This window comes from Fibrobacter sp. UWH4, assembly GCF_900142475.1.
GTDB lineage: Bacteria > Fibrobacterota > Fibrobacteria > Fibrobacterales > Fibrobacteraceae > Fibrobacter.
Genome location: NZ_FRAY01000013.1, coordinates 1 through 24,783, shown reverse-complemented (window position 1 = coordinate 24,783; position 24,783 = coordinate 1). Strand labels below are relative to the sequence as shown.

The following is a 24,783-nucleotide window of genomic DNA, read 5'->3' as shown; positions in this document are numbered from 1 at the left end:
CAAACAGTCCTTTTTGACATTTATTTTTACACGAAAAATTGAGAAAACTCTACAAAAATCTAGTTTTTAAACATTTTATTACATAAAAATTTAAACATTTGTGATTTTCGTCATATCGGTCTAAAAAAAGCCCCCTTTTATGTAAAGATTATATAAAAAACGCTCTTTTTCAAAAAAAACATATTACTTTACCAAGCGGTGTATTGAAGATGACATTTTTTGTTGTCAGGGATGATTATTATGCAAAAAAAAGTCCTTCTTTTACCCGCCTTTGTCGGGGTTCTACTCAGCGGATGCTCGGACGATTCCTCCGATAGGAACCCAATTGACGCAAATTCCGTCCCCATTATCGGTGAACAGTCAGATTCTCTTCCAGGACTTGACCCAAATATTCCCTATGTCGATCCCGTTTCGGGCGACACGGTTGCCGTTCCCGCCACACCTCCGTTATCAAGCGGCGCCATCGCCATTCCCACAAGTTCCGCTACGGCACAGCTCCCCGTCAACCAGGATTCCACACCCGAAGTCACCCCGGCAACTTCCGTATCCTCTGCCGCTCAACCAGTTTCCTCTTCGAGCGGACTCAAGGATTACGAAGACAACCACAAGCCCAAGGAAAGTTTCCTCCCGAAGGCGGGCTTCTATTCGAACCTGACCATCGAGCCGCCCACCCCGCAAAAAGGCGGCGAAATCCGCTGCACCTTCGATGGCTCCTTCCCCACCCAGGGTTCTGAACAAATTACGCAGACCAAACAGATTACCGAGAACACGGTCATCCGCTGCTCCGAATTCGTGAACGGCCTGCCCGCCGACACCACCACGCAGACCTACTTTATCAACGAAACCGTCTCGATGCCGGTCGTGGCCCTCACCGTAAATCATCACGACATGTTCGATTCTACCGACGGACTCTACGCCACCGGCCCGCTCACCAACAACGGCGAAAGCACCTGGGATTTCGGCGGAAACGCAAACGTCACCGACAACAACAATCCTCGATGCACCGAGCCCTGCAAGGCGGCCAACTTCTGGAAAGATACAGAACTCCCCGTACATGTAGAATACTTCGAAAAAGGTAGTTCCACCACCGAGAAGACCTGGGAAATCGACGCCGGCATTTCGATTATCGGCAACTACAGCCGCTACAAGCCCAAGAAAAGCGTCGCAATCAAGATGGACAACGACAACTACGGCGACAAGGTCCTGAAATACTCGCTATTTACGACCCGCCCCGAAGCGAAGAAAATCAAGAGTTTCAACCTGCGCAACAACGGCAACCGTTTCTGGACGGACTACATTGGCGACGCCATGATGACAAGCCTGATGGAAGGCACCGACGTTGACTACCAGCGAAGCCGCCAGGTGGTGGTGTTCTACAACGGCGAATACTTCGGTATCCACGACTTGCGCGAACGACTGAACAGGAGCTACGTCGAAACGAATTACGGAATCGACTCCAAGTCCATCAACATGATCAAGATTGCAGGTTCAAACCTAGAAGCGAGCGGCACCAACGGCGCCTCTACCGGCGATTACCAGCAGCTGGTCAATGAAATTTCAAGCGCCAACTACGCAGGCGAAAACAACCAGCAGTACGAACAACTTAAGACCAAGATGAACGTGAACAGCTTTGCCCAGTACATGCTCACCGAAATGTACTTCCACAACGGCGACTGGCCAAACAACAACGTGCGCGCCTGGGGCGGCAACGGAAATCCCTTCAAGTACGTCGCCTTCGACACCGACCACGGATTCGGATTCACCCCCGGCATAGCCAACTTTGACGTGCAGAACCAGAACATGTTCGACTGGGTGCTCGGCGCCAAACAGGGCGCCACGCAGAACCCCGGCCAAGGCGGCATGTGGGGCGGATTCGGAGGCGGAAGCTGGGGCGCCACCGACAGCCGTACACCAGGAGGAATGCTCAAGAAACTTCTCGACAACCCCGACTTCAGGCGTCTGTTCATCAACAACGCCTGCATTCTGCTGAACGACTACCTGACCTACGAAAAGGTCCAAAAGACCGTACAGGCCATGATGGCGACCATTCCCTCTCAGGAACAGTCGCGCGACCAGGAGCGCTGGCCCCGCAACCAGAGCAACTTCACTTGGGACCCGAGCGGAAGCACTCTGATTGCCTACGCCAGAAACCGCAGCGAAACCGTGCGTCAAGAAATGGCCGACAGGTTCGACCTGCAAAACGAAGTCAACGTCACCATCGCCGCAAGCGGGAACGGAACGATCAAGGTCGACGGCATGAAACTGCCGAGTGCCAATTACCAAGGCAAGTTCTTCGCCGGAATGCAGATGCAGCTTGAAGCGCTTCCTGCCGCCGGAAGAATCTTCTCGGGATGGTCAGACGGTTCAACCGAAAACCCGAGACTCGTCGAAATTACGGACAATATGAATATCACCGCTCAATTCAAGTAGTGGATTACATAACCGATAACTTATTTACCGTCCCTGACTTAGTCAGGGATTTTTTATATGTGCGCAAAAGGTAAATCCGTTTGGGAACATAAAACAGGAACGCCCCCCAATAGCGCAACAAGTACCACGATACTTCCGGAAAATCGAACGGAAGCAAACGCAGCAGATGCAGCCTGTTCCTTACCCACCAGAGGAACACCCCGCCACGCTTGCGGCGGGAACGCTTGCCAAAATTGCCATCCGCCAAAATTGCCTGCAACAGCACCTGCCCTCGCCGGGCATCGGGAGAGCAAAGCAAATACTCGTCTTTTAGCCCGAGACACTCCGAAAGTACCCACATGAGAGCACCCGCCACGGGTTTTAACCCCGTTATAGCAAGGGCAATGCTGACCTCGGCCCGTTCGCATCCCAGAGAAGATCTTAGCAACACGGCATAATCCATAACCTGGCGTAAACCGATTCCATGACCGAGCAAATGCTTGCGGATATGCGAAAGTTGCATCAGCATCGAGAACTTGTTCGAAGCCACGTTGAAACCCTCGCCCACCGCCACCGGATTTTCGATTTCGTACGATAGAATTCGCTTCAGGTGTTTATTTGCAAAGGGGTTCCGGCAATCGTAGATATAGTTGAAATGCACCTCGACATCGACCCCGAAAGCCTCCCTCGGGAGAGTCACCTCGTGAGCAGAAAACTTTGCATCCTTAAGCAAACCCATCTGCGACAACAGCGAGACCACCCTGTCGCGGCCACCGGCCACCCAAATATCGACATCACCCGTCTGGCGGATGAATTTGTCCGGATAAAGACGGGAATTCGCCTGGCCCTTGAGGATAACGGACTTCGCCCCCCGCTCGGCAAAAAGCGCCGTCAACTTTTTAGACCGCTCGTAATGGGTCTGGTTCAACCCACGAATGGACTCGGCCTGGTAAAACCATTTAAGGTATAAATCCTTCGGTATCCGCTGTTCTATATCGGGATACACCCGCTGCAACCCATAAAAAATAACACCGAGGAGCGCCTGCTTGGTTGCCTGTTTATGCAATCCTAGCCACTCTTCGGTATTCAACTCGACCAACTCACCCGGTACATCGCCCAAGGCCGCCCGCAACAGGTCGAAAAATACTGCGGACAAACGATTATCGCGTACAACGCTACTACGCGTGGCGGTCCGTCCCTTTATTAAGGTTGAAACCGAACTCGTCGTCGTACTCGTCGGCATCGGAACCATCATCAAAAGGACCTGAACCAGCGAGCAGGCTCATTTCGCCACGCATATCCAAGATTGTCATCTTGGGCGCAACATATTCTTTTTTCCAAAAAACAACCTTCATCGCCTTCCCCTACTTGATGGTTACTTTCTTTCCGTTATAGAAGTAATTTCCCTTTATGGTCGGTTTCTTACTGAGCTTACGGCCCTTCATGTCGTACCAGCCCGTAGTGCTATTCGAGAACTCACCAGTATAGGTATTCAATGAATGGATTGCCGTTGTCTCACCGTTTTCATCCAAGAAGATTACGTCAATTGTAGCAGGCAAATCTTCTGCTGTCAACGAAGCCGTTACATCAGCAGCCCCCTTAGAAAGGACATTCTTCTTAGGATTATAAATCAAATAAGCTCGCAAAGGACGAATGTAGGCACCGGCTTTTCCCTTGACAAACTGGCCAGCCTGAATCTGCTTGCCATCGACTTCTTTTTCTTTCGCCGCAAAACCATAAATATAGCCCAGTTCAGAATCACCGGTTTCCCAAACCTTATAGGAATATGTTCCCGTAAATTCCCATGGACCAAAGGTATGGGCCTTGTTTCCGCCAGTCGTGGTATTCAGGGTAATCGGGTAGCAATAATTACCTAAGGAGATGTAATCCGCATGAACGCGCAAAAAATACGGAGTATTCGCTTCCGTATCGTCGACATAACTGGCAAAAATTGACCAAGTTTGAGCATTGACAATCGAATCTAATTGATAAATGCCAGCCCAAGAACTCATACAGCTATTTCTTATAGCAAAGGGGAACATGATTGTAGCCGGTTTTCCCCATACACCGGAGAAATTACGGTCGTAATAAAAGGAATCCACCACCACATCCTGGGGGATTTCGACCGTTTCCTTGGAATCGGCATCGAAAATGGCGGTCTTCTTACCATTAAGATACTTAACGGTAATGGCTCCGTATTGGCCTAGAACTTCGCCCTCTTCGGCAGCGAAAGCACAGGCAAGGCCAGCGACCAGCCCCCAAATAGCGATTTTCGTGAAAAGATTCATATTTCACCTACCAAATTTTTACATAAATATAGGTTTTTTCGCCCTATAAGTAAAGTGTGCCCCATCACTTAAACGCTTGATGGAGCTTATTTTAGGGCAATTTCGACGACAAGAGATTATTTCTGTATCCCTATCAGTAGTCAATAGCCGCATCAAAAAAAGTTAATTATGCAACTATTGTTGACATCGAAAAATTACGGGCGGGCTCTTGTCCCGCTTACAGATTTTTCGAAGTCTTATTCTCGATCGTCTTGATAGAATCCAAGAAAGCCTTTTCTACAGACGAGAGCGTCTTTTGCTGGTATTTGCGATATTCACCGGTAGCCTTTTCGACCGCCAGTTCATGTGAAACAGATCCATTGCCTTTTAGCAACTGTTCGCCACCAGCCGTCAGGATTTGATCCAAATGCTTTGACCAGTCCGCCATAGTCATCGGTTCATGGCGTTCGGCCTTGCGCTCCGCGAAATCCAGATAACCCGAAACGATTTGCCCCATGGCGCGCAATTCCCTTTCATCCAGATAATTCTTGGCAATCAACGCCTCTTGGAGAGTCGGCTTGTCCCCAGAAAAAGTCGTAAGCCCCATAAAGACCTTTTCGGCATCTGCACGGCTATAGATGACCTCCGCCGCAGTCTGCCCGTGCACGGCAAAATGCATCTTGTTCTGTACCTTCTTGAAGAACAGGACCGAAGTATCCGCCTTGGGGTCATAGTCAATACTCGTCGCGTAAATATCGAGAACCTGTCGGTAGAACACCTTCTCGCTGGCACGGATGTCGCGAATCCGCGCCAGAAGTTCTTGCCAGTAGCTGCCTCCGCCAAGATTTTTCAGGCGTTCATCGTCCATCGTAAAGCCCTTGACGATGTATTCCTTGAGGCGTTTCGTGGCCCACTGCCTGAACTGGGTGCCACGCAGGGACTTTACGCGATAGCCCACAGAAATAATGACGTCAAGGTTGTAGAAATTCACCTCGTGAGACTGCGTTTTGCCCTCAATCGCCCCATGCGGAGTGGTTATTCGGAATTTCCGAACAACCACTTTTTCGTCTAATTCCCCCTCTTTGAATACATTCTTTATATGCTCATTAATGGTCGATTTAGACTTGCTAAACAGCACGGACATCTGGTCCTGCGTAAGCCAGGCCGTCTCGTCCTCGAAACGGACCTCCACATTGATGGTCTCGTCATCGGTCTTGAAAATTACAATCTCGTCGTTCATACAGCCCCAAAAAAGACTACACATTTGTTCACTACAAAATATACACAAACGCAGGGCGGTTGTCAATAGCCGCGGCCAAAAAAGTTAATTATGCAATTATTGTTGACACCAACGGATTATGCAACAAGTAGCTGGAGACCTAGTCGACCAATTACGCAGTCAAAATCACTTGCTTTTATAGCCCTTTCCGTAATATCCGTAGCCATAACGGCCAGGTTCTTGCTCGCAATGGTTCATCACGATTGCGGCAGGCTTATCCGAGTAGCGTTTGACCCTGTCAATCGTTTCCTTGATTTCTTCTATGGAATGACGACCATAATGCAACACAAACAGTGAATAATCGACCAGCGGACAAATCAGTTCGGCATCCGTCACCAAGTTCAGGGGCGGAGTATCCACAATCACCATATCGAACTTTTGGCGAGCCTCTTTAAACAGCTTGTCCATGGCGTCACCACGCAGCAGTTCACAGGCCGCAAGCTTTGTCTTGCCCGCGTTCATCACAAACAAATTATCGTCGTGTTTAGAAACAACAGCCGTATCCAATGTTGCCAAGCCCAGCAACACATCGGCCAAGCCAAACTTAGAGCCGCTATGAATAACGCCACGGCGCATATCGGCGTCAATCAGCAGGACCTTTTTGCCGCTGGTGGCCATAGTCGCCGCCAAATTAAGCGAAACAAAACTCTTGCCCGCCCCCGGGTTAAGGCCCATCACAAGCAAGACACAGTGTTCGGGATTCGGCATCAAGAAAGTCAAGGCCGTCTGCAACGCTCGGAAAGCTTCGCAAACACCGTTATCAATATTCTGCAAAACAAACGGAGCGCCATGGTGCAAATGCCTATGCCCACGTAGAAGTCTGTTCCTCGATTGCGGAATTTTCGCAAACACGCTGAGACCCGTTTCACGCTCGATTTCGGAAGCGCTCTTGACTCCGTTCCGTAACAGATACGTTAACAAGACAAACAATACTCCTAACATAAAACCAGCAACCGCAGAAACCAACACTATTCTAGACTTATTTGGTTTACTTTGGCTCTGTTCAATCTGAGCAAAATCTACAATACGAACATTACCCACCTCACCAGCACGAACCACACGCAACTGCTGAATATTATTCAGCATATTGGTATAGACTTCATTGTTGACAGCAACTTCTTCTTGCAGACGTTTCACTTCTTGCTGGGTCAACGGCATTTTTTCAGCATTCTTCTTGAGCGCAGCCAATTCGGCACGCAACTTGCTCTGTTGTTTTACTATAGTCTGCACATTAGGATGTTCTTCCTTGAATAACCGTAATGCAGCCTGACGTTCCTGTTCCAACTGCATAATCTGGCGCTGCAACTGGCCTTCTTTATCCAAATGAGCCTTAGTCTCCCCCGTCATATCCACAGAGCCTATGCTGTAACGGTAATCAGCCAAAATCTTTTCGGCACTATCCAATTTCGCCTTTACAGCCGGTAATTGACCTTCAAGAAATTCCAAAGTTTTTTCCGCTTCGGCACTACGCATTTCCACATTCTGGCGCAAATAGGTCTTGGCAATGGTATTCAAAATGGACGCCGCGCGATCAGGATAGCGATGGCTATAACGAACAGAAATAATACCAGTTTGTTTACCACGTTCATTGACATTTAAGGACCGCATCAAGATTTGTTCTGTTTTCAACAAAGATCCCTGAAGAAGCTTAAATCGTTGTCCGACCTTAGCATCCATATAACTAACGCGTATCGTCAAGGAGTCTTCTGCATACTTCGTCTTATAAACATGGCCAACCTTGCCATTAAGCACTTCTTTTCCATCAGGAGCAACTACGGAATACGATTCATCGCTTTTCACGATAGCAGTCCACTTTCCATTACGGGCTTTTTCTGGAATAATCAAAGAATCTAAATCTAGACGGCCTTCACTATGAGTAAAACGATCCCAAAAGCCAATAGGAATCGCTTTTAGATGAAGGTGTTCAACAGAAACCACATAATTGAGTACCATCCGGCTCTTTATCAATTCAATTTCCGCATCAGCAGGGCTTGCCAAATCAAGGACGGCACCCATTTCACCTAAAGCTTTGGTTGATTTGCTACTAGCACCCTTCGTATTTACCTGCAAAAGGACATCACTTGTAAACGAAGGCCTAACCCACATTGCATAACAAGCCCCAAAAATCGTTGCCAACACAACAAAAAGGAGGATTATGAATTTTTTCCTCCATAGGAGCATCAAGAACTCCATCATGGTAATCGCGCTACCAGAAATATGGGTCGAATTACTCGAATTAGATTTGGTTTCTTTTTCTATAATCATAACAAACCTTCATTCAAAATATACAATTTTCTGCATTTTTTTTATTCATGCATGTTTTTTCACATTCAATTTGAGCATTCTAAATAGTTCAAGGAGTTCTTTTTTATAAAAAAGTACATACAACAGGTAAAAAAGCCCATAAACAAGCATCCCGATCAAATCATCTAGGAACCATGCGTTTATCACAAATAGTGCCGTAAGAAGACATTCCAAAATTCCATCTTTAAAAAAAGGCATCGGCATTTTTCGAGAAAGTAAAAATTCTCCCAAAAAAGTCCTAAATGCAAAAATCAAAAGAATTCCCAACACAGCCAATGTCAAATTTTCAAGAACAAAAACAAAGATGATTGTCAACAAGCAACTGACAATCAATGTTGCCAGATTTGACATCAGCAGCACTTTCTCCATCCGCATCGTTTTCAAATAAGTTTCAACCAGCAAACTTAATTTTCCTTCATAAAGACATAATGGGAAAAGCACCGCCATATAAACCAAACAATCTGCATATGCAGGCAACCAATAACGTAAAAAAACGTTCAAAGGATAATACAATAGTAGTCCTCCAAACATTGGGACCAAAAAACCTATTTTCAAATTTGAATATATAGAAGCATATCTAGAAGAATCAGTCCTTCGCAGTGTTGGCAAAAGTACCATCGACACAGACCGAATAAAAATCATCATTAAATTCGATATGGATAAAGTCAAAGAAATCTTACCAAAAACACTCACATTCCATTCACGCTCAATTGACCAACGCACTACACCTAAAATCAATAGACAAGCCACATTAGCAAGCATCAACTTAACACCGACACTAATATTTGTCAAAGCATCTTTAAGCGCTCCCTTCAGAGAGCCCATATGCCCCAAAACAATATCACGACAATGATAAAACGCATAAATGAGTGCAACAAATTTACCGACTAAATCAGTTCCGATAATTAGTGCAAAACTATCTTTTCTAGCAAACACAATCAACAAAGCCAAAGAACCATACACAACCCTTTCAATCATAATAAGAGTTGCATATTCCTTAATTCTATTTGTCCCCTGCAAAACATACTGCAAAAATGTCTTAGGCAAAGCAAAAAGCATTGAAACGCCGATCAAAGAATAGACAATCTGTTTTTCCGCAGATTCTACAAAGAAATTCGCCCAACAACACAAAACGGTTGCAAAAATCAATTCCATTATAACAAACATTCTGAATTGCGTTGCAAACAGAGGTTTGTTCAAATCTTTATAATACATCCCTCCATATCGCAAGTACACTCCATCAGCCCAACCAAAATGCAAGAATCCTGTATAATTGATATAGAATAAATATAACTGGAAATAGCCATAATTTTCAACACCAATATTTTTAGGAACAAAGAAAATAACCAGTACCGAAATAATAGTACAGACTATATTCGAAAAAAACGTAAATGATATATTTTTAAAGATTGGATGCATTTTTTTGATTTGTAGATTCTATAAGAACGCAAGTCTTTATCAAAACAAGAACAAATATAACCCGCTGAACCCAATGGGACATGATCGAAAAAAACTTATCATCAAAAAACTGATTCACAATCGGATCTATCAACAAACAAAGAATAACGATTGTTGCCAGATGAAATGTATCATTTTTCATAAAACGTTTATACAAAAGTCCATAAAATAAGCCCAAAAAGAATTGTACTACAAGAGCCCACCAAAGTCCAAAATCACGAGCACACCAATTAAGAGAGGTATACACATTTGACTGGACACCATTATAAGTTCTAAAAGGCAAAACGGTCGGGACAACATCCGCATTTCCAAAAAGAGCTGATTTTATCGCCCAAAAAAATCGGAATGTATACTTGCCATCAGCATATTCAGGACTTTCTGCAAACCAGTAGAAAAAATTTATTACCGGATTTATAAAATACGAGCTAAAAAGCATTTCCAATTTTTCAAGTTCTGTCATCTCGGCATAGGCATACCTAAACTTATCAAGAGATGAAAAAATAAATATTAAAAGAAAGACAATAAACGAGACTAAACCTATCGTAACAATTCTTTTATTAGAAAAACTTCTAATAAAAAACATCAAATACAAAAGAGTCAATATAATCATAAACCAATCCCCCCGCGCAGAAAAAAGGCACGTCAAAAGAACTGGGGGAAGAATCAAAAGAAATTCAAATCTATTTTTTATCGTTGGTGTACACAAATAGATGGCAAATGATATAAAAAAGATAATCCTGACAAAGTTAAAGATTATACCAATCCATGCAGGAAACAGCTCATCTTCCGACATACCTTGTCGAACAGCCTGCCATGCAGAGAATTCACTAATAGAGATGACACTATAGCATTTTGTAAAAGCAACAAATGAGAAAATATAGACTGCAAAAAAAAATAAATTTTTTAAACACAGGATTCCAATAGACATTATAATCGAGATGATTAAATGGTTCTTCCCTATAAAAATTAACTAGTCTAAATCCAAACGCAAATAGCAACGTAGCAATCAGAAAAGACGGGAGCAAGGAATTATTCAGAATAAACTCATCTTTCTTCACAAACAACGATAAATAAACTAGTAACCAAACAACACCGTATAAGAATACAGGAGTCTTTAAATTTCTGTAAATCAGAAATTCAAGTAGCAGTAAAAAAGAAACTCCCGCAATACAAAACAAAAGCATATTTAAATCGAAGCTTATTCTACAAAATTATTCAACCAATTTTTTACATCATATTCATCTATGAACTCATCACCAGGATTCACATAATCCGATTTGACAAAAACATACAATTCATCAACAGACCGTTCGCCAATGATGAACATGTTGTCCTCGCGGTAAAACGGTTCATTTTTTATAGACTTATTTGTTGTTATAATCTTTTTCTTGTTAAAAAGAGCTTCCATCAAACGCAATGTGGGACCCGACTGGTATGGGCGAAGAACTTCAAGTAAGCATCGACTTTTTGAAGAATTTTCAGCTATTTGCGCATAAGGAATTATTGGACTTTTCATTTCTTCTGGAATTTGGTCATATATCGGATGAACAATTTTCATCTTGCATTTCAAATTCTTTGCAACAATCAAATTATAAAGTTCAATTAAAGATTTTCCTCTTCCAGAATCTCCTCCGTGATAATACACATCACAATCTATGTTAGAATTCTTTTGAATCAAACTTTTAAAATAATACTGATGGTTAAATTTCATTCCATATTTTGCGCAATCAGCAGGATCAAAGGACCATATTGAACATTTTCCTTTAATCAAAGATGGTTCTAATGATATATTAACGCTATTCCAATACCAAGCAACAACATTCGCTTTAGGATTCAGCTTATTTATGTAATATGGAAGCGAAGCCACCAATTTCGACATATGAACAACAACAACATCAGCCTCGGCAACAGATTTTTTCCATTTTTTCGAATACCAAAAATGTTGAAAAGGAATATTGCTTCTTATCCAAAATCTCCGAATCATTCTAAAAAATTTTGACACCGGACGAAATATGATATGAGCATCTATATCATTTCGTCTCCATTCCAAAAGAGTCCAGTCTGTTGAAGCACATTCATACAAAATCAGAAACTTCATTTGGGCCTCACAATGTTGCGTACTAAAATCCATACAAGCATTTCAAGCATAGTCAATCTAAAAAATAATTTGGACGCGCATAACGCAAGTGGGGAAATCTTTCTGTAATTCTTCAAGAAATAATATTTACTGTTTAAAAGTCGTTTTTTTCCAACCAAAGCAGATTTCACAGAATATGAATGACTTTCTACATGATGATGCTCGTATTCAGCCTGTAAATCAACAATAGTTACATACTTTTCACAAAAACGACGATAAAGAACTTTTTCTTCTTCATACAAAAAAATAGATTCATCATAACCACCTACTTCAAAAAACTTTTCAAGATCCACAAGAAGTAGACTACCCGGTATTATATCAACTTCTACACAATCTTTTCCACAAAAGAATTCTTTATTATAATACCTTTTTTTCAACATTTTATTCAAAAAAACACTTGCAGAAAGGACATCATCTAAAGCAGATGTATAGCGCCATGCATATGTACCAAGTTTAACTTCCCTGGCTCCAACAATAGCACACATTGGATGATCTTTCATCACATGGAGCATATGTGAAACACTTTCATCATTGAAATTCACATCTGGATTTGCGATCAGGATATATTTCGCACCCAATTCTTTCGCTTTTTTAGCCCCCAAATTATTCCCATAACCGTACCCACCATTCCTTGATGACTTAACTACATGATATTTGGGATGTCCAAAAGATGCTAAATAATTCAAAGAATCATCAGTAGAATTATTCTCAACAACAACAACTTGATTTATTGAAGAATATTTGCAAATTCGTTTAGAAAGGTCCAAAGTCCTTTTGGAATCATTATAATTAACAATAATACAAGCTACATTGGACATATTTTACCTAAACGTTCAAATAAAAAGATTGTAATTCGGCAGCAGATTTTTTTATATCAAAAGATTCAATCCCATTCACATTTTCTTCATTTTGCATCGACAAGGCATATCTTGTATTTTGCATAGACATATCTACCCAAGCAAGCAAATCATCTGTAGAAATAAAATAGCAGAAATCAGTTACTTTAACAGAACTAGGAACCATATCGCTACAAATACAAGGCAATCCGGTTGCCTGAGCTTCAACAGCTACCATACCGAAGCCTTCCCACAAAGAGGGGAACAAGAAACAGTCTGCAGCATGCAATATTTCAGGAATATCATCTCGGCTTCCCAACAGCAAAACATCATCTTGCAGACAAAGTTCTTCTATTTGTGTTTGAATACTTGAATGCAAAGGTCCATCCCCAACCAATAAAAGTACCGTATTAGGATTACGCCTATGAATTTCAGCAAAGAGATTCAACAAAAAAGTATGGTTTTTTGATGGATGAAATCGACCTACATGAACATAAGTCAATTTATTTCCCAACCTCAATTTTTCACGATATTGTGCACGAGATTCTTCGTTGAACGTATATTTTTCAGTATCAATCGCATTTTTCAGAATATGATATTTAGACGATTCCACAACTTTCTTTCCAAACAGCCATTCTCCAGCTTCTTTGGAGCATCCAAAGAAATAGTCCGCCTGGTAACGCAGTGGGAACTGCATCATCTGTTTAACGAAAGAAGACAAGCCTTTTCCATTAGAGGTACTATGGCTATGAATAATCGTTTTTAGCCCAGCCTTTTTAGCAATGGGCAAATAAAGCGATGCATAACTGCGGACATGCGAATGCAGTATTTTGTACTCAGGATGATCCTTGAAGAAATTTTTCCAGATGCCTTTTAATTGGAAATAATTGATTCCTTTAAATTTGGGAAAATAATAAATTTTTCCACCAAGTTTTTCGATTTCTTCCGTATAAGCCTGACGGTGATTCGTATGCGTGATGAAAACAAACTGAACTTTGGTTTTATCGATGGCCCGATACAGGTTCATTACCATCGTTTCCGCACCGCCTCTGTCCAAGCCGCCTAAAACATGGAGAATACGAATCATTTCGTAGCCTCCATTTCTTTCATATACGCATCCACGACAATCTTGCGGTCAAATTCCTTTTCCACTTTCGCCCTGCCAGCAAGTCCCATCCGCATTTTCTGTTCGTGCGTTAAGATAAGGAACTTCTCGATTTTCTGGATAAGGTCTTCGCTATCGCGCTGTTTCACGATATAGCCGTTCACGCCATCATCTACCACTTCGCGACAGCCGCTACGGTCCGTAGTGATGATAGGGCGGGCACTGGCACAGCTTTCCAAAAGTACATTGCTAAGGCCTTCCGGGTAAAAACTCGGGTGGATGGTGCAATGCGAAATCTTATGAATTTCGCGGACATCACGGACCATGCCGTGATAGATTACAATGCCTTTTTTGATGTATTCATCCAGTTTGCCCTTGTATTCGGGCTCGCAGAAACCGCAGATGTGGAAATGTAGTTTAGATCTTTCGACTCCCCCTATCGCCTGCGGCTCCAGGGTCCGCTCAGGATGACGAGCGTCTGGCACTTCGGCAGGCTCAGCGACCTTGAAGTGTTTTGCAGCTTCCAAATACTGTTCTATGCCTTTTTCACGCATAATGCGGCTGATGAAAACGAAATGGATTCCGTCGGTTTCATCGGGATACGGGAGCGGGGCAAAGCGTTCAAGGTTTACGCCACTGCCGGGAAGCAACGAATACGCCCCTCTCACGACTTTATGCCTGAGCATAAAATCCTGGTTCGCCTGGTTCTGGAAGAACACACGTTTCGCCTTTCTCAATCCGGTTCTATAGAGAGCCAAGGTAATTTTCTGAAGGATTCCGCCATTCTCGACGGCTGTTCCGAGGCCGGTCACATTGGCGACATACGGAACCTTGCACAACTGGCAGGCTATGCCCCCATAGACATTAGGCTTGATGGTATAGGTGAATACGATATCGGGCTTTACGGACTTGATGATTGCGCAATATTTCTTGGTTAAGGCAAGGTCCGTGAGCGGGTTCGTGCCATGGCGAGAGATTTCGGTTTCTATGAAATGGCAACCCATCTGTTGCATTTCATCGATAAAATCGCCATTCGGAACAGATAAAAGGACTTCATGCTTATTTGCGAGCAACGCTTCGAGAAGTTCTCCACGGAACTTGTACAGTCCGGTTGATTTATTTGCCAGAATCAGGACTTTCATTTTTCGTCCTTTTTCGGCAAATATTCGATGTAGTAGTAGCCGTTTTCCAGTGTTTCCACAATCCTTACTTCGTTTACGGCCTTGGAAGATGCCAGCGAGGCGTAATTCTCCGGGGAAATCGTGCCGAAAACTCGCATTTCCAATGCGGAGGCAACTTTTGTGGCGGTAAGTCCCTGGAGTTTCGCGATACCCTTGCCCCTGTAGCGGAAATCTACAATTTTACCCCTAAAGCTTTTCCCGTTCATAAAGCAGCGCAAGAAGAAGTAGCCCACAATCTTTTCGCCGTCAAGCACGAGGAACGTGAGGAACGCCCTGTTCCTGATGATTTTCGAGAGGGTCTTCTCGTCGAAAGCGTGCGGTTTAAAAAATTTGAAGGCATCATCGGGCTGTTCCGCAAAAAAAGTGGCAAGTGCCGGGGCATCTGCTAGTTCAGCCAATCGCAATATATACGTTCCAGAACATTCCCGCAAAATGGCGGGAATCTTTTTCAACGCTGCCTTATGGGTCAATGCAAAGACGAGAGCATTCCCCCACTCGACCAAATTCCAAATAAAGCCGAAGCGATCACGAAGAATATGAGCTAATTTGTAAAGCATTACGCAGCCTCCCTATAGTTCATACATGGCGTTCCCGCAAAAAACTTTTTACAACTCTTTGCAAACACGTGTTTGCAAAGTTCCGGATTTTCGTTTGTAGATTTGTTCGTCAAACTGATTATAGGAACAAATTTATGAAGGTTTCTCCCAAAAGAAAGAATGTTATACGCAAGGAACCCATTCCCGCTAAACTTGTCGGACAGGCTTTCATTGATCCCACTTACGACACTGGTTTTCAGGAGCTGTTCGACAGTCCCAAGGCTCTCAAAGATTTCCTTGACGGGCTCCTTGATTTGCACGGTAACGACCAGATCAAGGAGCTCAAATACACCTTCAATTACACAAGCCGATTTCGGGTGCCTCAGAGCCGCAAAATCATCATGGATGCGTTTGCGACGACTGGCTCTGGCAGATTTTTGGACATCGAGATGCAGCGTGCAGAACACAGTTTCTTTATCGACCGAGCAGTACTGTACAAGGCGTTCCTCGTTATCAAGGGCAAGCAGCAGATGGATGCCGCAGCTGAATTCAAAGCTCTTTCCAAGGAAGAGAAGGAGTACAGGCGTTACCAGCTCCCAGAATGTATCTCCATCTGGATTTGCAACTTTGATTTGCCCGAACTTTGCGGAAAATACATTGACGAATGGGCAATTTACAGCCGTAACTCGATGGAAAATAGAATAAAAGAACCTGTTTTCGCTAAAAATAAGTATATTATTGTCAGTCTTGCGAATTACAACAAGTCCGCAAGCGAGGTCAAGACGGCAACGGATGCCTGGCTGTACTTGCTCAAGAACGCCGGCACCGAAAACGAGATTCCCACCTTTGGGAATAGCGCTATCGAGGATGCCTTGGAACGAATCCGTATTGACAACTTGGACGACGAAACCTTGAAAGCTATGGAGCACGAAATGGTTACTAAAGAAGAAATCGAATGCCGCCTGGCTGGAGCCAAAATTGAGACTCGTTTCGAAATGGTGGATGCTATGCTTTCTAGAAACTATTCCGAAGAAGAAATTTCTATTATTTCTGGTGTATCCAAGGAAGAAATTCTCAAGCGCAAGGCACTCTTGACTAAGTGATTCAAGATTCATTCGTTTGATATTTCTCGCACGCACACCCTTATTCAAGGGTGTTTTTTTTTGCAAAACTCCAACGCATCACCCCGCCTCCGCAATAAGCTTTTTGGCTTCTTCTTGGCCGCGGTCGTATTCTTCGCGGGTAATGCGCCCGCTTGCCAGCAGGTAATCGCCGAGGTCGGTGGCGGTATCGCAATTTTCTTCGGTGATGTCGGAACGCTTGATGAACGCCTTGTTGAGCGTGGTGAGGATGATTTTCACATCGCCCCAGAAAGTGATTTTCTTGATGTATTCAAGGTCGTAGGCGATCTTGGTTTCCCAGGTCACGGCGTTGCGGCCGTTAATCTGGGCAAGTCCACTCAGGCCCTGCCGTACGGTGTGGCGTTTGCGCTGTTCCGGGGTCATAAAGACCATGTCGCGCACGAGTTGCGGGCGCGGGCCGATTACCGCCATGTCGCCCTTTAAAATGTTGAAGAGTTCGGGGAGTTCGTCAAGGCTTGTGCTGCGCAGGAATTTTCCGTATGCAGTCAGGCGAACATCGTCAGGGAGCAGCTTGCCGTTGGCGTCCTTCTCGTTGGTCATGGTGCGGAACTTGACGAGCCTGAAGATTTTTTCATCTTTACCGGGGCGGGGCTGCGTAAAGAACGGATTGCCCTTCATTTTGTAGGCGCCCACTACCGTCAAAAAAAGGAGCAAAGGACTCAGGCAACAAATGGCCGCCAGGGCACAGCAAAAATCTAAGAAACGCTTAAAGAACTTTTGATACATTAAGCCTCTTTGGATCCTTCGCTTCGCTCAGGATGACATTTAGGATGTTTCAGGCAATGGGCGTACATTAGGAATTAATATAAAAAAAACTTTTTCTTAAAGGTTCTCCATCCTGGATTCCGTCGCCCTATCGGGCTCCAGAATGACGGCAGCCACAAAACTCAGATTTTTGATGCGGCGAAGCATTCGCGGATTGCAGCGATGATAGCGTCTTGCTGGTCGGGGGTCATCTTGTTGTCGCTCGGGAGGCAGAGACCGCGGGCAAAGATATCGGCACCCACGTCTATTCCTGCGGCGGTCACGAAGGAATGTTCCCTGTATACGGGCTGCATGTGCATCGGTTTCCAAATGGGTCGACCTTCAGCGTTCATTTCGGTCAGGACCGCGAGAATCTTTTCGGGCGAAACACGCTTCACAGCCGACTCATCAATCAGCATACAGCTGAGCCAGTAATTCGGCACGGAATTTGCAGCATCGTAGGGATTCATGGTCACCGGGAGTCCGGCAAACCCGGCCTTGTAGCGTTCATAAATGGCCTTTTTCTGCGCGATGTGCTCTTCAAGATACGGAATCTGCCCGCGTACCACGCCCGCAATCACATTGCTCATACGGTAGTTGTAGCCAATTTCTTCGTGTTCGTACCACGGTCTGGGTTCGCGGCTCTGGGTACTCCACTTGCGTACCTGCGCGGCATCTTTTTCGGAGTCGGTCAGGAACATTCCACCGCTGCTGCCGGTAATAATCTTGTTGCCGTTAAAACTGATGGCAGAATAGTCGCCAAAGGTTCCCGTCTGTTTCCCCTTATAGGTCGCACCGAGACTTTCGGCGGCATCTTCTATCAAAAGCGCCTTGTGACGGTCGCATATTGCGCGGATTTCGTCCACTTTCGCCGGAGTTCCATACAAATGAACGAGTACTACCAAACGCACTTCGGGATATTTTTCAAAAGCGTTTTCCAACGCCACGGGATCCATATTCCAGGTATCGCGTTCGGAATCAACGAACACAGCCTCGCCATTTTCGTAAGCAACTGGATTCAGGGTCGCCGCAAAGGTCATGTCACTGCAAAAGACCTTGTGCCCCGAAAGAGAACCCTTCCCCGCCGGAGCGCGACCGTAAAGGGCCTCCCCCGCCAGGCGTGTACACAGGTGGAGAGCCGCCGTTCCTGCGCCCAAGGCAACCGCATACTTGCAACCGACCTTTTCGGCCACCAACCTTTCGACCTCGTCGATATTCTTGCCGACGGTACTCATCCAGTTGGTGGAATAAGCCTCTTGCATGTACTTGAGTTCATCGCCATGCATCGTGGGGCTTGCAAGCCATACCTTTTTCTCAAAGCGCATACGACTCTCCTACTTATTCGTCCATATAGAACGGCACCAGTTCCACACGACGGTTCTTGGCACGCCCTTTCTTGGTCTTGTTGTCGGCAATCGGTTTGTGCGGACCATATCCAACAGCACGCAGCCTATTGACCTTGATGCCCTTTCGAATCATGTAGTCGACTACCGACTGGGCTCGTCCTTGAGACAGATTCTCATTGTATTCGGTGTCACCGACGTTATCGGTATGTCCTTGGATTTCAAGATTCACATCGGCAAACTTTTGCATCAAGTAGACAATGTCGTCAAGCGTTCCATAGCTTGGCTTCGTCAAAATCGTGGAGCCGCTCTTAAAATTAATACCCGTCTTAAGTTTATCAAGGTCTTCTTTCTTGTTTACGGGGCAACCATCCTTGTTCACCTTTACACCTCGCACCGAATTGGGGCACTTATCCAGGTAATCCGGAATGCTATCCTTGTCGGTGTCCATGGGGCAACCAGTCGTATCTACAGGAGCATTCTTCGGTGTGAGCGGACACTGATCGCGTCCATCGGCTACGCCGTCCTTGTCTTCGTCCTTGTCGCAACCCTGAGAATCAACTCCCGTATTGGGGCGCGTATTCGGGCACATGTCCTTATAGTTGGGAACACCGTCCTGGTCAAAATCCAACGGGCAACCGTCACGACCAACAGTGGCGCCCTGTTCTGTATCGGGGCACTGGTCGCGCAAATCTTCGACACCGTCCTTGTCAAAGTCCTTCACGCATCCCATAGAATCGACCTCGACTCCGGCCTCGGTATTGGGGCACATGTCAAGAGAATCAATAATGCCATCTCCGTCGGCATCCTTGATAGAATCCGTCACCACGACCGTATCGACCTTGAACAACGTGTCAACCTTCACCAAGGTATCTACGCGGGGCAGGCCCTGCGGACATTCCCTTTCGGCCAAGGCATCGGCAAAGCCGAATTTCCAAGTCAGCACCCCCGTCAAGGCATAGGTTACCGTGGGTGTATAGCCGTAGGTCTTATGATACCCCTTCTGATCGGTATAGCCAATCGTGTAGGCATCGGTATTCTTCATTTCCTTTTCTGTATTGTAACGGTTGCGGAGCATACGGACCGACAGGTCGATACCGCCCGCCAATTCGATATTCCACGGCAAATGGAGCCTGAGGCCCGGCGTCAGGAGCATCGGGTCTTCCATGATGTCGATCGGCATGCCGTTATCTTCGACACGGAATTCGCCACTGAATTCAACAAACGGGGTCGCCCACGAGAAAACATCCCAGTCAAGGCCCGTTCCATAAACTACGGTATTCGCACCTTCGTCAGCGTATACAAAGCCGATATTGGCGTTCCAGCGCACCGGAATATTCACTTTCGAGAGGTCTACTGTCGTAATCGCGTTCATCCCGACAACCACTTCGTCCGCCGTAAACGGATGCGTTTCTCCGTTTCCGCGAATATACCACGCATGACGCGGGCGGACACCCGCAGAACGCACGCCTATCGGCAAATACAGTTCAAATTGCCCCGCAAGGGTGAAAACACTCGAATCGCCAAAGGGCGCACGCGCCTTCGCCCACAAGGCCAAGTCGCCTTGCCTGATTTTACTGGCGGCATCCCAATAACCATCGGCATAGGCCATGTCGTAGTTGATATTGAGCGCGGCACCGATATCCACATATTCCGTAAGGCCTATTCCGCCAAAAAAGTTACCCGTGGCCGAAAGCTTGTAATGATGGAAATGATTTTCTTCGCCATCATTATAATAAATACCCCCACGCGAAAGCGCCCAAGGGTCAAGTGTGATATTACCACCGGTACCAGCAATGATTTGCCCCGTTCCCAGAGTTCTTGTATTAATCTGGTGAATACCGTCGGAGCCGCCCATCAAACCTGTCTGGGCGAAACAGACTACCGCAACCACCAAAATCAAAGAGCTTAAAAAACGTATTTTCATTGTTTTTATCCTATAGACCTAACCTCTAGAAGGAGCGACAAAGTTAGAAATTGCCTTGGAGTTATATTGTTCCGGCGTGGTAAATGTCGGTACGATTTCGTGGAGTGCACGAATCGCCTCGGCATCATCGTTCTTTTCCGCCGAATTTTTCAAATTCCAAAGTTGCTTGATAAAGTGATCGCCGTCGATTTCGAGCTGTTTGCCGATAAAAATAAGCTTGTTACGCGTCTTTTCGAGGCCTTCTTCGTTCATCAGCAGTTCTTCGCGAATTTTCTCGCCGGGCCGAAGTCCGGTAAACTTGATCTCGACATCGGTGTAGGGCACCTTTCCGTACATGCGGATCAGGTTTTCGGCCAAGGTTACAATCTTTACCGGCTGCCCCATATCGAGAACAAAGATTTCGCCACCCTTCGCGATGCTCGCCGCTTCCATCACCAGGCTCACCGCTTCGGGGATGGTCATAAAGTAGCGTATGATATCGGGATGCGTCACCGTCACGGGCTTGCCCTGCTCAATTTGCTTTTTGAACAAAGGAATCACGGAGCCGTTACTACCGAGAACGTTCCCGAAACGGGTACATACAAATTCAGCCGTACTCGCCTTTTGCTGCGCCAGGTACTGTACGATCATTTCGCAGCAGCGCTTGGAGGCACCCATCACGTTCGTCGGGTTCACCGCCTTGTCGGTGCTGATCATCACAAACTTCTGGACCTTATTGAACAGCGAAAGGAAGGCTACATTGAAGGTTCCCATCACGTTGTTCTTAATCGCTTCCATCGGGCTACTTTCCATCAGGGGCACATGCTTGTGAGCCGCCGCATGGAACACGACATCCGGTTTGTAGGTCTTGAAAATATGATTCATGCGCTGGTAGTCACGCACACTTGCAATCAGCGTCACCAGGTTCAGGGAGCCGCCGTATTCCATCACCATTTCTTGCTGGATTTCGTAGGCGTTATTTTCGTAAATATCGACAATGATCAGCTGTTTGGGGGAGTATTTCGCAATCTGTCGTACAAGTTCGCTGCCGATAGAGCCACCGCCACCCGTAACCATGCAGACTTTGCCCTCGATAAAGTCACGGATATCCTTGTTGTCGAACTTGACCGGTTCACGCCCTAAAAGGTCTTCTACGTTGATGTCGCGGATCTGGCTTGCAAAGCTTCGTCCCGAATCATTGTACATGGAATCGCCGAGGGCAGAACCGATGAACGGAAGTACCTTTACCGGGAGCCCCGTCTTGTTGCAAATTCCAAGAATGACGCGGCGATCCTTGGGCGGGCAGCTGGGAATGGCGAAAATAATTTGTTCAATATTTTCGATTTTTGCGATTTTTCCGATATCAGCCGTGCCTCCGGCTACGAGAATTCCACAAAAACGACGACCGATTTTACTGCGGTCGTCATCAATAACGCATACGGGCAAAATCTTGGAACGGCTCCCGCGTTTTCCACCCTCACCCGATTCGCCCAAGCCGCGATTTGCAATTTCGGTCATGAGCAGTTTTCCGGCGCGTCCCGCTCCGATAATCATCGTACGCTTGTAGGCGGCATCCTTGCGACCGGTTTCGACGAGGGTAGCGAAAGCATCCTTGATCAAGTAGCGGAATGCACATACTCCCGCCACCGAAAGAGCGCAGGTCAACAGAGAAAAGCGGCAGTACACCGTATAGGTAAATATGTAATACAGTCCGACAGCAACGACATATCCCGTCACGACACCCTTGACGCAATTCAGGTAATCGTTGCGGTCAAAATAGCGTCAGAGTCTGTTATAAGCCCCAAACAGCAAAAGGGTCGCAAAGCAACAGATAACACAAGTTGACAAGAAGGCAAACAAGTCGGGGCGACCGATACGCGCTGCATATACGGGAATCGGGAAGTTGGCGAGCAACCCCGCCACCACGATAATAAATGCATCCGAAAGCGCAAGCAAGCGCTTGCGAAGTCGGAAATTAGTAAACAGGCCCCTAATTTTTTTCATATTTCCAAACCAAGTTGCGTAAAATTAGTTTTTTTAGCCATTTTGAAAACTTTTTTTTCTTATTTTGGATACGAATGAATTCATTTAGCTATATTTAGTGCGTATTTTTTAACCCGGCCCGTGCATATACTGTTGACGGGCTAAATCAAAAGGAAAAAACAATGGCTGACAATCTGTCCGTCCTCGGCAAGGCCCGCAAGGCCTACCAGCCGAAACTCCCCGCCGCTCTCCGCGACGGCGCTCTCAAGGTCACTCTCAACAAGGGTAAGGCAACCGAATCCGTGCGCGACCAGGCCAAGATCAAGGCTCTGTTCCCGAACACCTACGGTGCACCGTACATTTCCATGAAGAAGGCTACCAAGGCTGCTGCCGGTAAGGCTCTGAACGTGGGCGTGGTGCTCTCCGGTGGCCAGGCTCCTGGTGGACACAACGTGATCGCGGGTATCTTCGACGGTATCAAGAGCATCAGCAAGAATTCCAAGCTCCTCGGCTTCCTCGGCGGTCCGTCCGGCCTCGAAAACGGCAAGTTCATCGTGATCAACGAAAAGATCATGGACTCCTACCGCAACACTGGTGGATTCGACATCATCCAGTCCGGCCGTACCAAGCTCGAAACTGAAGAACAGTTCAAGAAGTGCATGGCTGTCGCCAAGGCTCAGAAGCTCGACGCTATCGTGATCATCGGTGGTGACGACTCCAACACCAACGCTGCCGTTCTCGGTGAATACTTCCAGGCCAACGGCGCAAGCTGCGTTGTTTGCGGCTGCCCGAAGACCATCGACGGCGACCTCAAGAACGAATACATCGAAACCTCCTTCGGTTTCGACACTGCCGTCAAGACCTACTCCGAACTCATCGGCAACATCATGCGCGATGCCAACTCCGCTCAGAAGTACTGGCACTTCATCAAGCTCATGGGCCGTAGCGCTTCTCACATCGCTCTCGAAGCCGCTCTCCAGACCCACCCGAACATCTGCTTGATCTCTGAAGAAGTCAAGGCCAAGAAGATGAAGCTGAAGCAGGTCATCAAGTACGTGGCTGACATCGTCGCTGCCCGTGCTGCTGACGGCAAGAACTTCGGCGTCAGCCTGATTCCGGAAGGCCTCCTCGAATTCATCCCGGATGTCGGCGTGCTCATTTCTGAACTCTCCGAAGCCCTCGCCCACCACGAAAAGGAAGTCGAAGGCCTCGACACCGCCGCCAAGGTTGAAAAGCTCTGCAACTGGATTTCCAAGGCTTCTGCCGAAGTCCTCAAGAGCCTCCCCGCCACCACTCAGGGTCAGCTGATGCTCGACCGCGACAGCCACGGCAACGTGCAGGTTTCCCTCATCGAAACCGAAAAGCTCGTCATCGAAATGGTGAAGAAGGAACTCAAGAGCCGCAAGAACTTCAAGGGCAAGTTCAGCGCCCTCAACCACTTCTTCGGTTACGAAGGCCGCTGCGCCGCTCCGTCGAACTTCGACGCCGACTACTGCTACAGCCTCGGTTACACCGCCTCCGTGCTCGCCTTCAACAAGATGAACGGCTACATGAGTTCTGTGCGTGACCTCACGAAGGGTATCGAAAAGTGGACTGCCGGTGGCATTCCTATCACCATGATGATGAACATCGAACGTCGTCACGGTGCCGACAAGCCGGTGATCCAGAAGGCTCTCGTGGAACTCGACGGTGCTCCGTTCAAGTTCTTCGCCAAGAACCGCGAAGTTTGGGCTAAGACTGAATCCTACACCTACCCGGGTCCGATCCAGTACTGGGGTCCCAGCGAAGTTTGCGACGTCACGAACTTCACGATCAAGCTCGAACGCGGCGCCCTTAAAGTCAAGTAAGCGATAAACATCGTCTTGAATTTCGATCCCTGCAGTTCTCTGCAGGGATTTTTTTTGTTTAAGATCAACATATTATAGTTTAATTCATATAAATTTCACAAATTTGTAAACAATTCATATAAAGTTTCCAATTTGAAACAAATTTTTCTATCTTGTGCCGTCAAGAAAACAATGTCGTTTTCTAAAAAAATCCCCATTAGGAGGACTTTACCATGAAAAAATTTGCAGCGCTTCTCCTCTGCGCAGCTTCCCTCTCCCTCATTGGTTGCGGTGGCAAGGCCGGCCTCAAGAATATCGACCCGACTT

At 46.1% G+C, this 24,783-nt stretch carries 20 protein-coding genes; 3 read left to right on the top strand and 17 right to left on the bottom strand.

What is annotated here, in order from left to right; translation table 11 throughout:
* Positions 1-240: 240 nt before the first annotated feature.
* Complete coding sequence (locus BUA93_RS14905; RefSeq protein ID WP_254794006.1) at positions 241-2,430, top strand: CotH kinase family protein; 2,190 nt, start codon at positions 241-243, stop codon at positions 2,428-2,430.
* A 4-nt stretch (positions 2,431-2,434) separates the two neighbouring features.
* Here the strand turns inward: BUA93_RS14905 and BUA93_RS14900 are convergent, their stop codons facing one another.
* The 12 genes from BUA93_RS14900 to BUA93_RS14850 all read right to left on the bottom strand — a co-directional run bounded on the left by BUA93_RS14900 (position 2,435) and on the right by BUA93_RS14850 (position 15,533).
* Positions 2,435-3,565, bottom strand: a complete 1,131-nt coding sequence (locus BUA93_RS14900) for a nucleotidyltransferase family protein (protein WP_175547464.1) — start codon at positions 3,563-3,565, stop codon at positions 2,435-2,437.
* Positions 3,566-3,587: 22 nt separating this feature from the next.
* On the bottom strand, positions 3,588-3,764 hold the full coding sequence (locus BUA93_RS16370; RefSeq protein ID WP_175547463.1) for a hypothetical protein: 177 nt from the start codon (positions 3,762-3,764) through the stop codon (positions 3,588-3,590).
* A 9-nt stretch (positions 3,765-3,773) separates the two neighbouring features.
* Complete coding sequence (locus BUA93_RS14895; RefSeq protein WP_072980745.1) at positions 3,774-4,697, bottom strand: hypothetical protein; 924 nt, start codon at positions 4,695-4,697, stop codon at positions 3,774-3,776.
* 217 nt (positions 4,698-4,914) lie between these two features.
* Positions 4,915-5,916: a virulence RhuM family protein gene (locus tag BUA93_RS14890; protein ID WP_072980743.1), complete on the bottom strand. Its 1,002-nt coding sequence runs from the start codon at positions 5,914-5,916 to the stop codon at positions 4,915-4,917.
* 165 nt (positions 5,917-6,081) lie between these two features.
* A complete protein-coding gene (locus BUA93_RS14885; RefSeq protein WP_139258118.1) occupies positions 6,082-8,220 on the bottom strand; it encodes a polysaccharide biosynthesis tyrosine autokinase in 2,139 nt (712 codons plus the stop codon).
* A gap of 45 nt (positions 8,221-8,265) precedes the next feature.
* Positions 8,266-9,678 (bottom strand): lipopolysaccharide biosynthesis protein, encoded by a 1,413-nt coding sequence (locus BUA93_RS14880; protein WP_072980741.1) that lies wholly within the window; start codon positions 9,676-9,678, stop codon positions 8,266-8,268.
* A complete protein-coding gene (locus BUA93_RS14875; protein WP_072980739.1) occupies positions 9,662-10,645 on the bottom strand; it encodes an O-antigen polymerase in 984 nt (327 codons plus the stop codon). The genes BUA93_RS14880 and BUA93_RS14875 overlap by 17 nt, the downstream gene beginning before the upstream one ends.
* A 270-nt stretch (positions 10,646-10,915) precedes the next feature.
* Complete coding sequence (locus tag BUA93_RS14870; RefSeq protein ID WP_072980737.1) at positions 10,916-11,815, bottom strand: WaaS/CpsH family glycosyltransferase; 900 nt, start codon at positions 11,813-11,815, stop codon at positions 10,916-10,918.
* Entirely contained in the window at positions 11,812-12,672 is an 861-nt protein-coding gene (locus tag BUA93_RS14865; protein ID WP_072980736.1) for a glycosyltransferase family 2 protein, read from the bottom strand. The genes BUA93_RS14870 and BUA93_RS14865 overlap by 4 nt, the downstream gene beginning before the upstream one ends.
* 7 nt (positions 12,673-12,679) lie before the next feature.
* Entirely contained in the window at positions 12,680-13,777 is a 1,098-nt protein-coding gene (locus BUA93_RS14860) for a glycosyltransferase family 1 protein (protein ID WP_072980734.1), read from the bottom strand.
* A complete protein-coding gene (locus BUA93_RS14855; RefSeq protein WP_072980732.1) occupies positions 13,774-14,937 on the bottom strand; it encodes a glycosyltransferase family 4 protein in 1,164 nt (387 codons plus the stop codon). The genes BUA93_RS14860 and BUA93_RS14855 overlap by 4 nt, the downstream gene beginning before the upstream one ends.
* On the bottom strand, positions 14,934-15,533 hold the full coding sequence (locus BUA93_RS14850; protein WP_072980730.1) for a GNAT family N-acetyltransferase: 600 nt from the start codon (positions 15,531-15,533) through the stop codon (positions 14,934-14,936). The genes BUA93_RS14855 and BUA93_RS14850 overlap by 4 nt, the downstream gene beginning before the upstream one ends.
* 134 nt (positions 15,534-15,667) lie before the next feature.
* Between BUA93_RS14850 and BUA93_RS14845 the strand changes: the two genes are divergently transcribed.
* Complete coding sequence (locus BUA93_RS14845; RefSeq protein WP_072980728.1) at positions 15,668-16,615, top strand: PD-(D/E)XK nuclease family transposase; 948 nt, start codon at positions 15,668-15,670, stop codon at positions 16,613-16,615.
* A 78-nt stretch (positions 16,616-16,693) separates the two neighbouring features.
* Here BUA93_RS14845 and BUA93_RS14840 read toward each other — a convergent pair whose 3' ends face one another.
* From BUA93_RS14840 to BUA93_RS14820, 5 genes are all read right to left on the bottom strand, one after another.
* Positions 16,694-17,380, bottom strand: a complete 687-nt coding sequence (locus tag BUA93_RS14840; protein WP_072980726.1) for a sugar transferase — start codon at positions 17,378-17,380, stop codon at positions 16,694-16,696.
* A 161-nt stretch (positions 17,381-17,541) separates the two neighbouring features.
* Positions 17,542-18,723, bottom strand: coding sequence for a DegT/DnrJ/EryC1/StrS family aminotransferase (locus tag BUA93_RS14835; RefSeq protein ID WP_072980724.1), 1,182 nt, complete (start codon positions 18,721-18,723; stop codon positions 17,542-17,544).
* 13 nt (positions 18,724-18,736) lie between these two features.
* A complete protein-coding gene (locus BUA93_RS14830; RefSeq protein ID WP_083597505.1) occupies positions 18,737-20,668 on the bottom strand; it encodes an OmpA family protein in 1,932 nt (643 codons plus the stop codon).
* A gap of 18 nt (positions 20,669-20,686) precedes the next feature.
* A complete protein-coding gene (locus tag BUA93_RS14825; protein WP_254794005.1) occupies positions 20,687-22,384 on the bottom strand; it encodes a polysaccharide biosynthesis protein in 1,698 nt (565 codons plus the stop codon).
* Between the two features lie 45 nt (positions 22,385-22,429).
* Complete coding sequence (locus BUA93_RS14820; RefSeq protein ID WP_072980722.1) at positions 22,430-22,651, bottom strand: hypothetical protein; 222 nt, start codon at positions 22,649-22,651, stop codon at positions 22,430-22,432.
* Between the two features lie 161 nt (positions 22,652-22,812).
* On the opposite strand from BUA93_RS14820, the gene BUA93_RS14815 reads away from it, so the two are divergent.
* Entirely contained in the window at positions 22,813-24,477 is a 1,665-nt protein-coding gene (locus tag BUA93_RS14815; protein WP_072980720.1) for a diphosphate--fructose-6-phosphate 1-phosphotransferase, read from the top strand.
* The last annotated feature ends 306 nt before the right edge of the window (positions 24,478-24,783 follow it).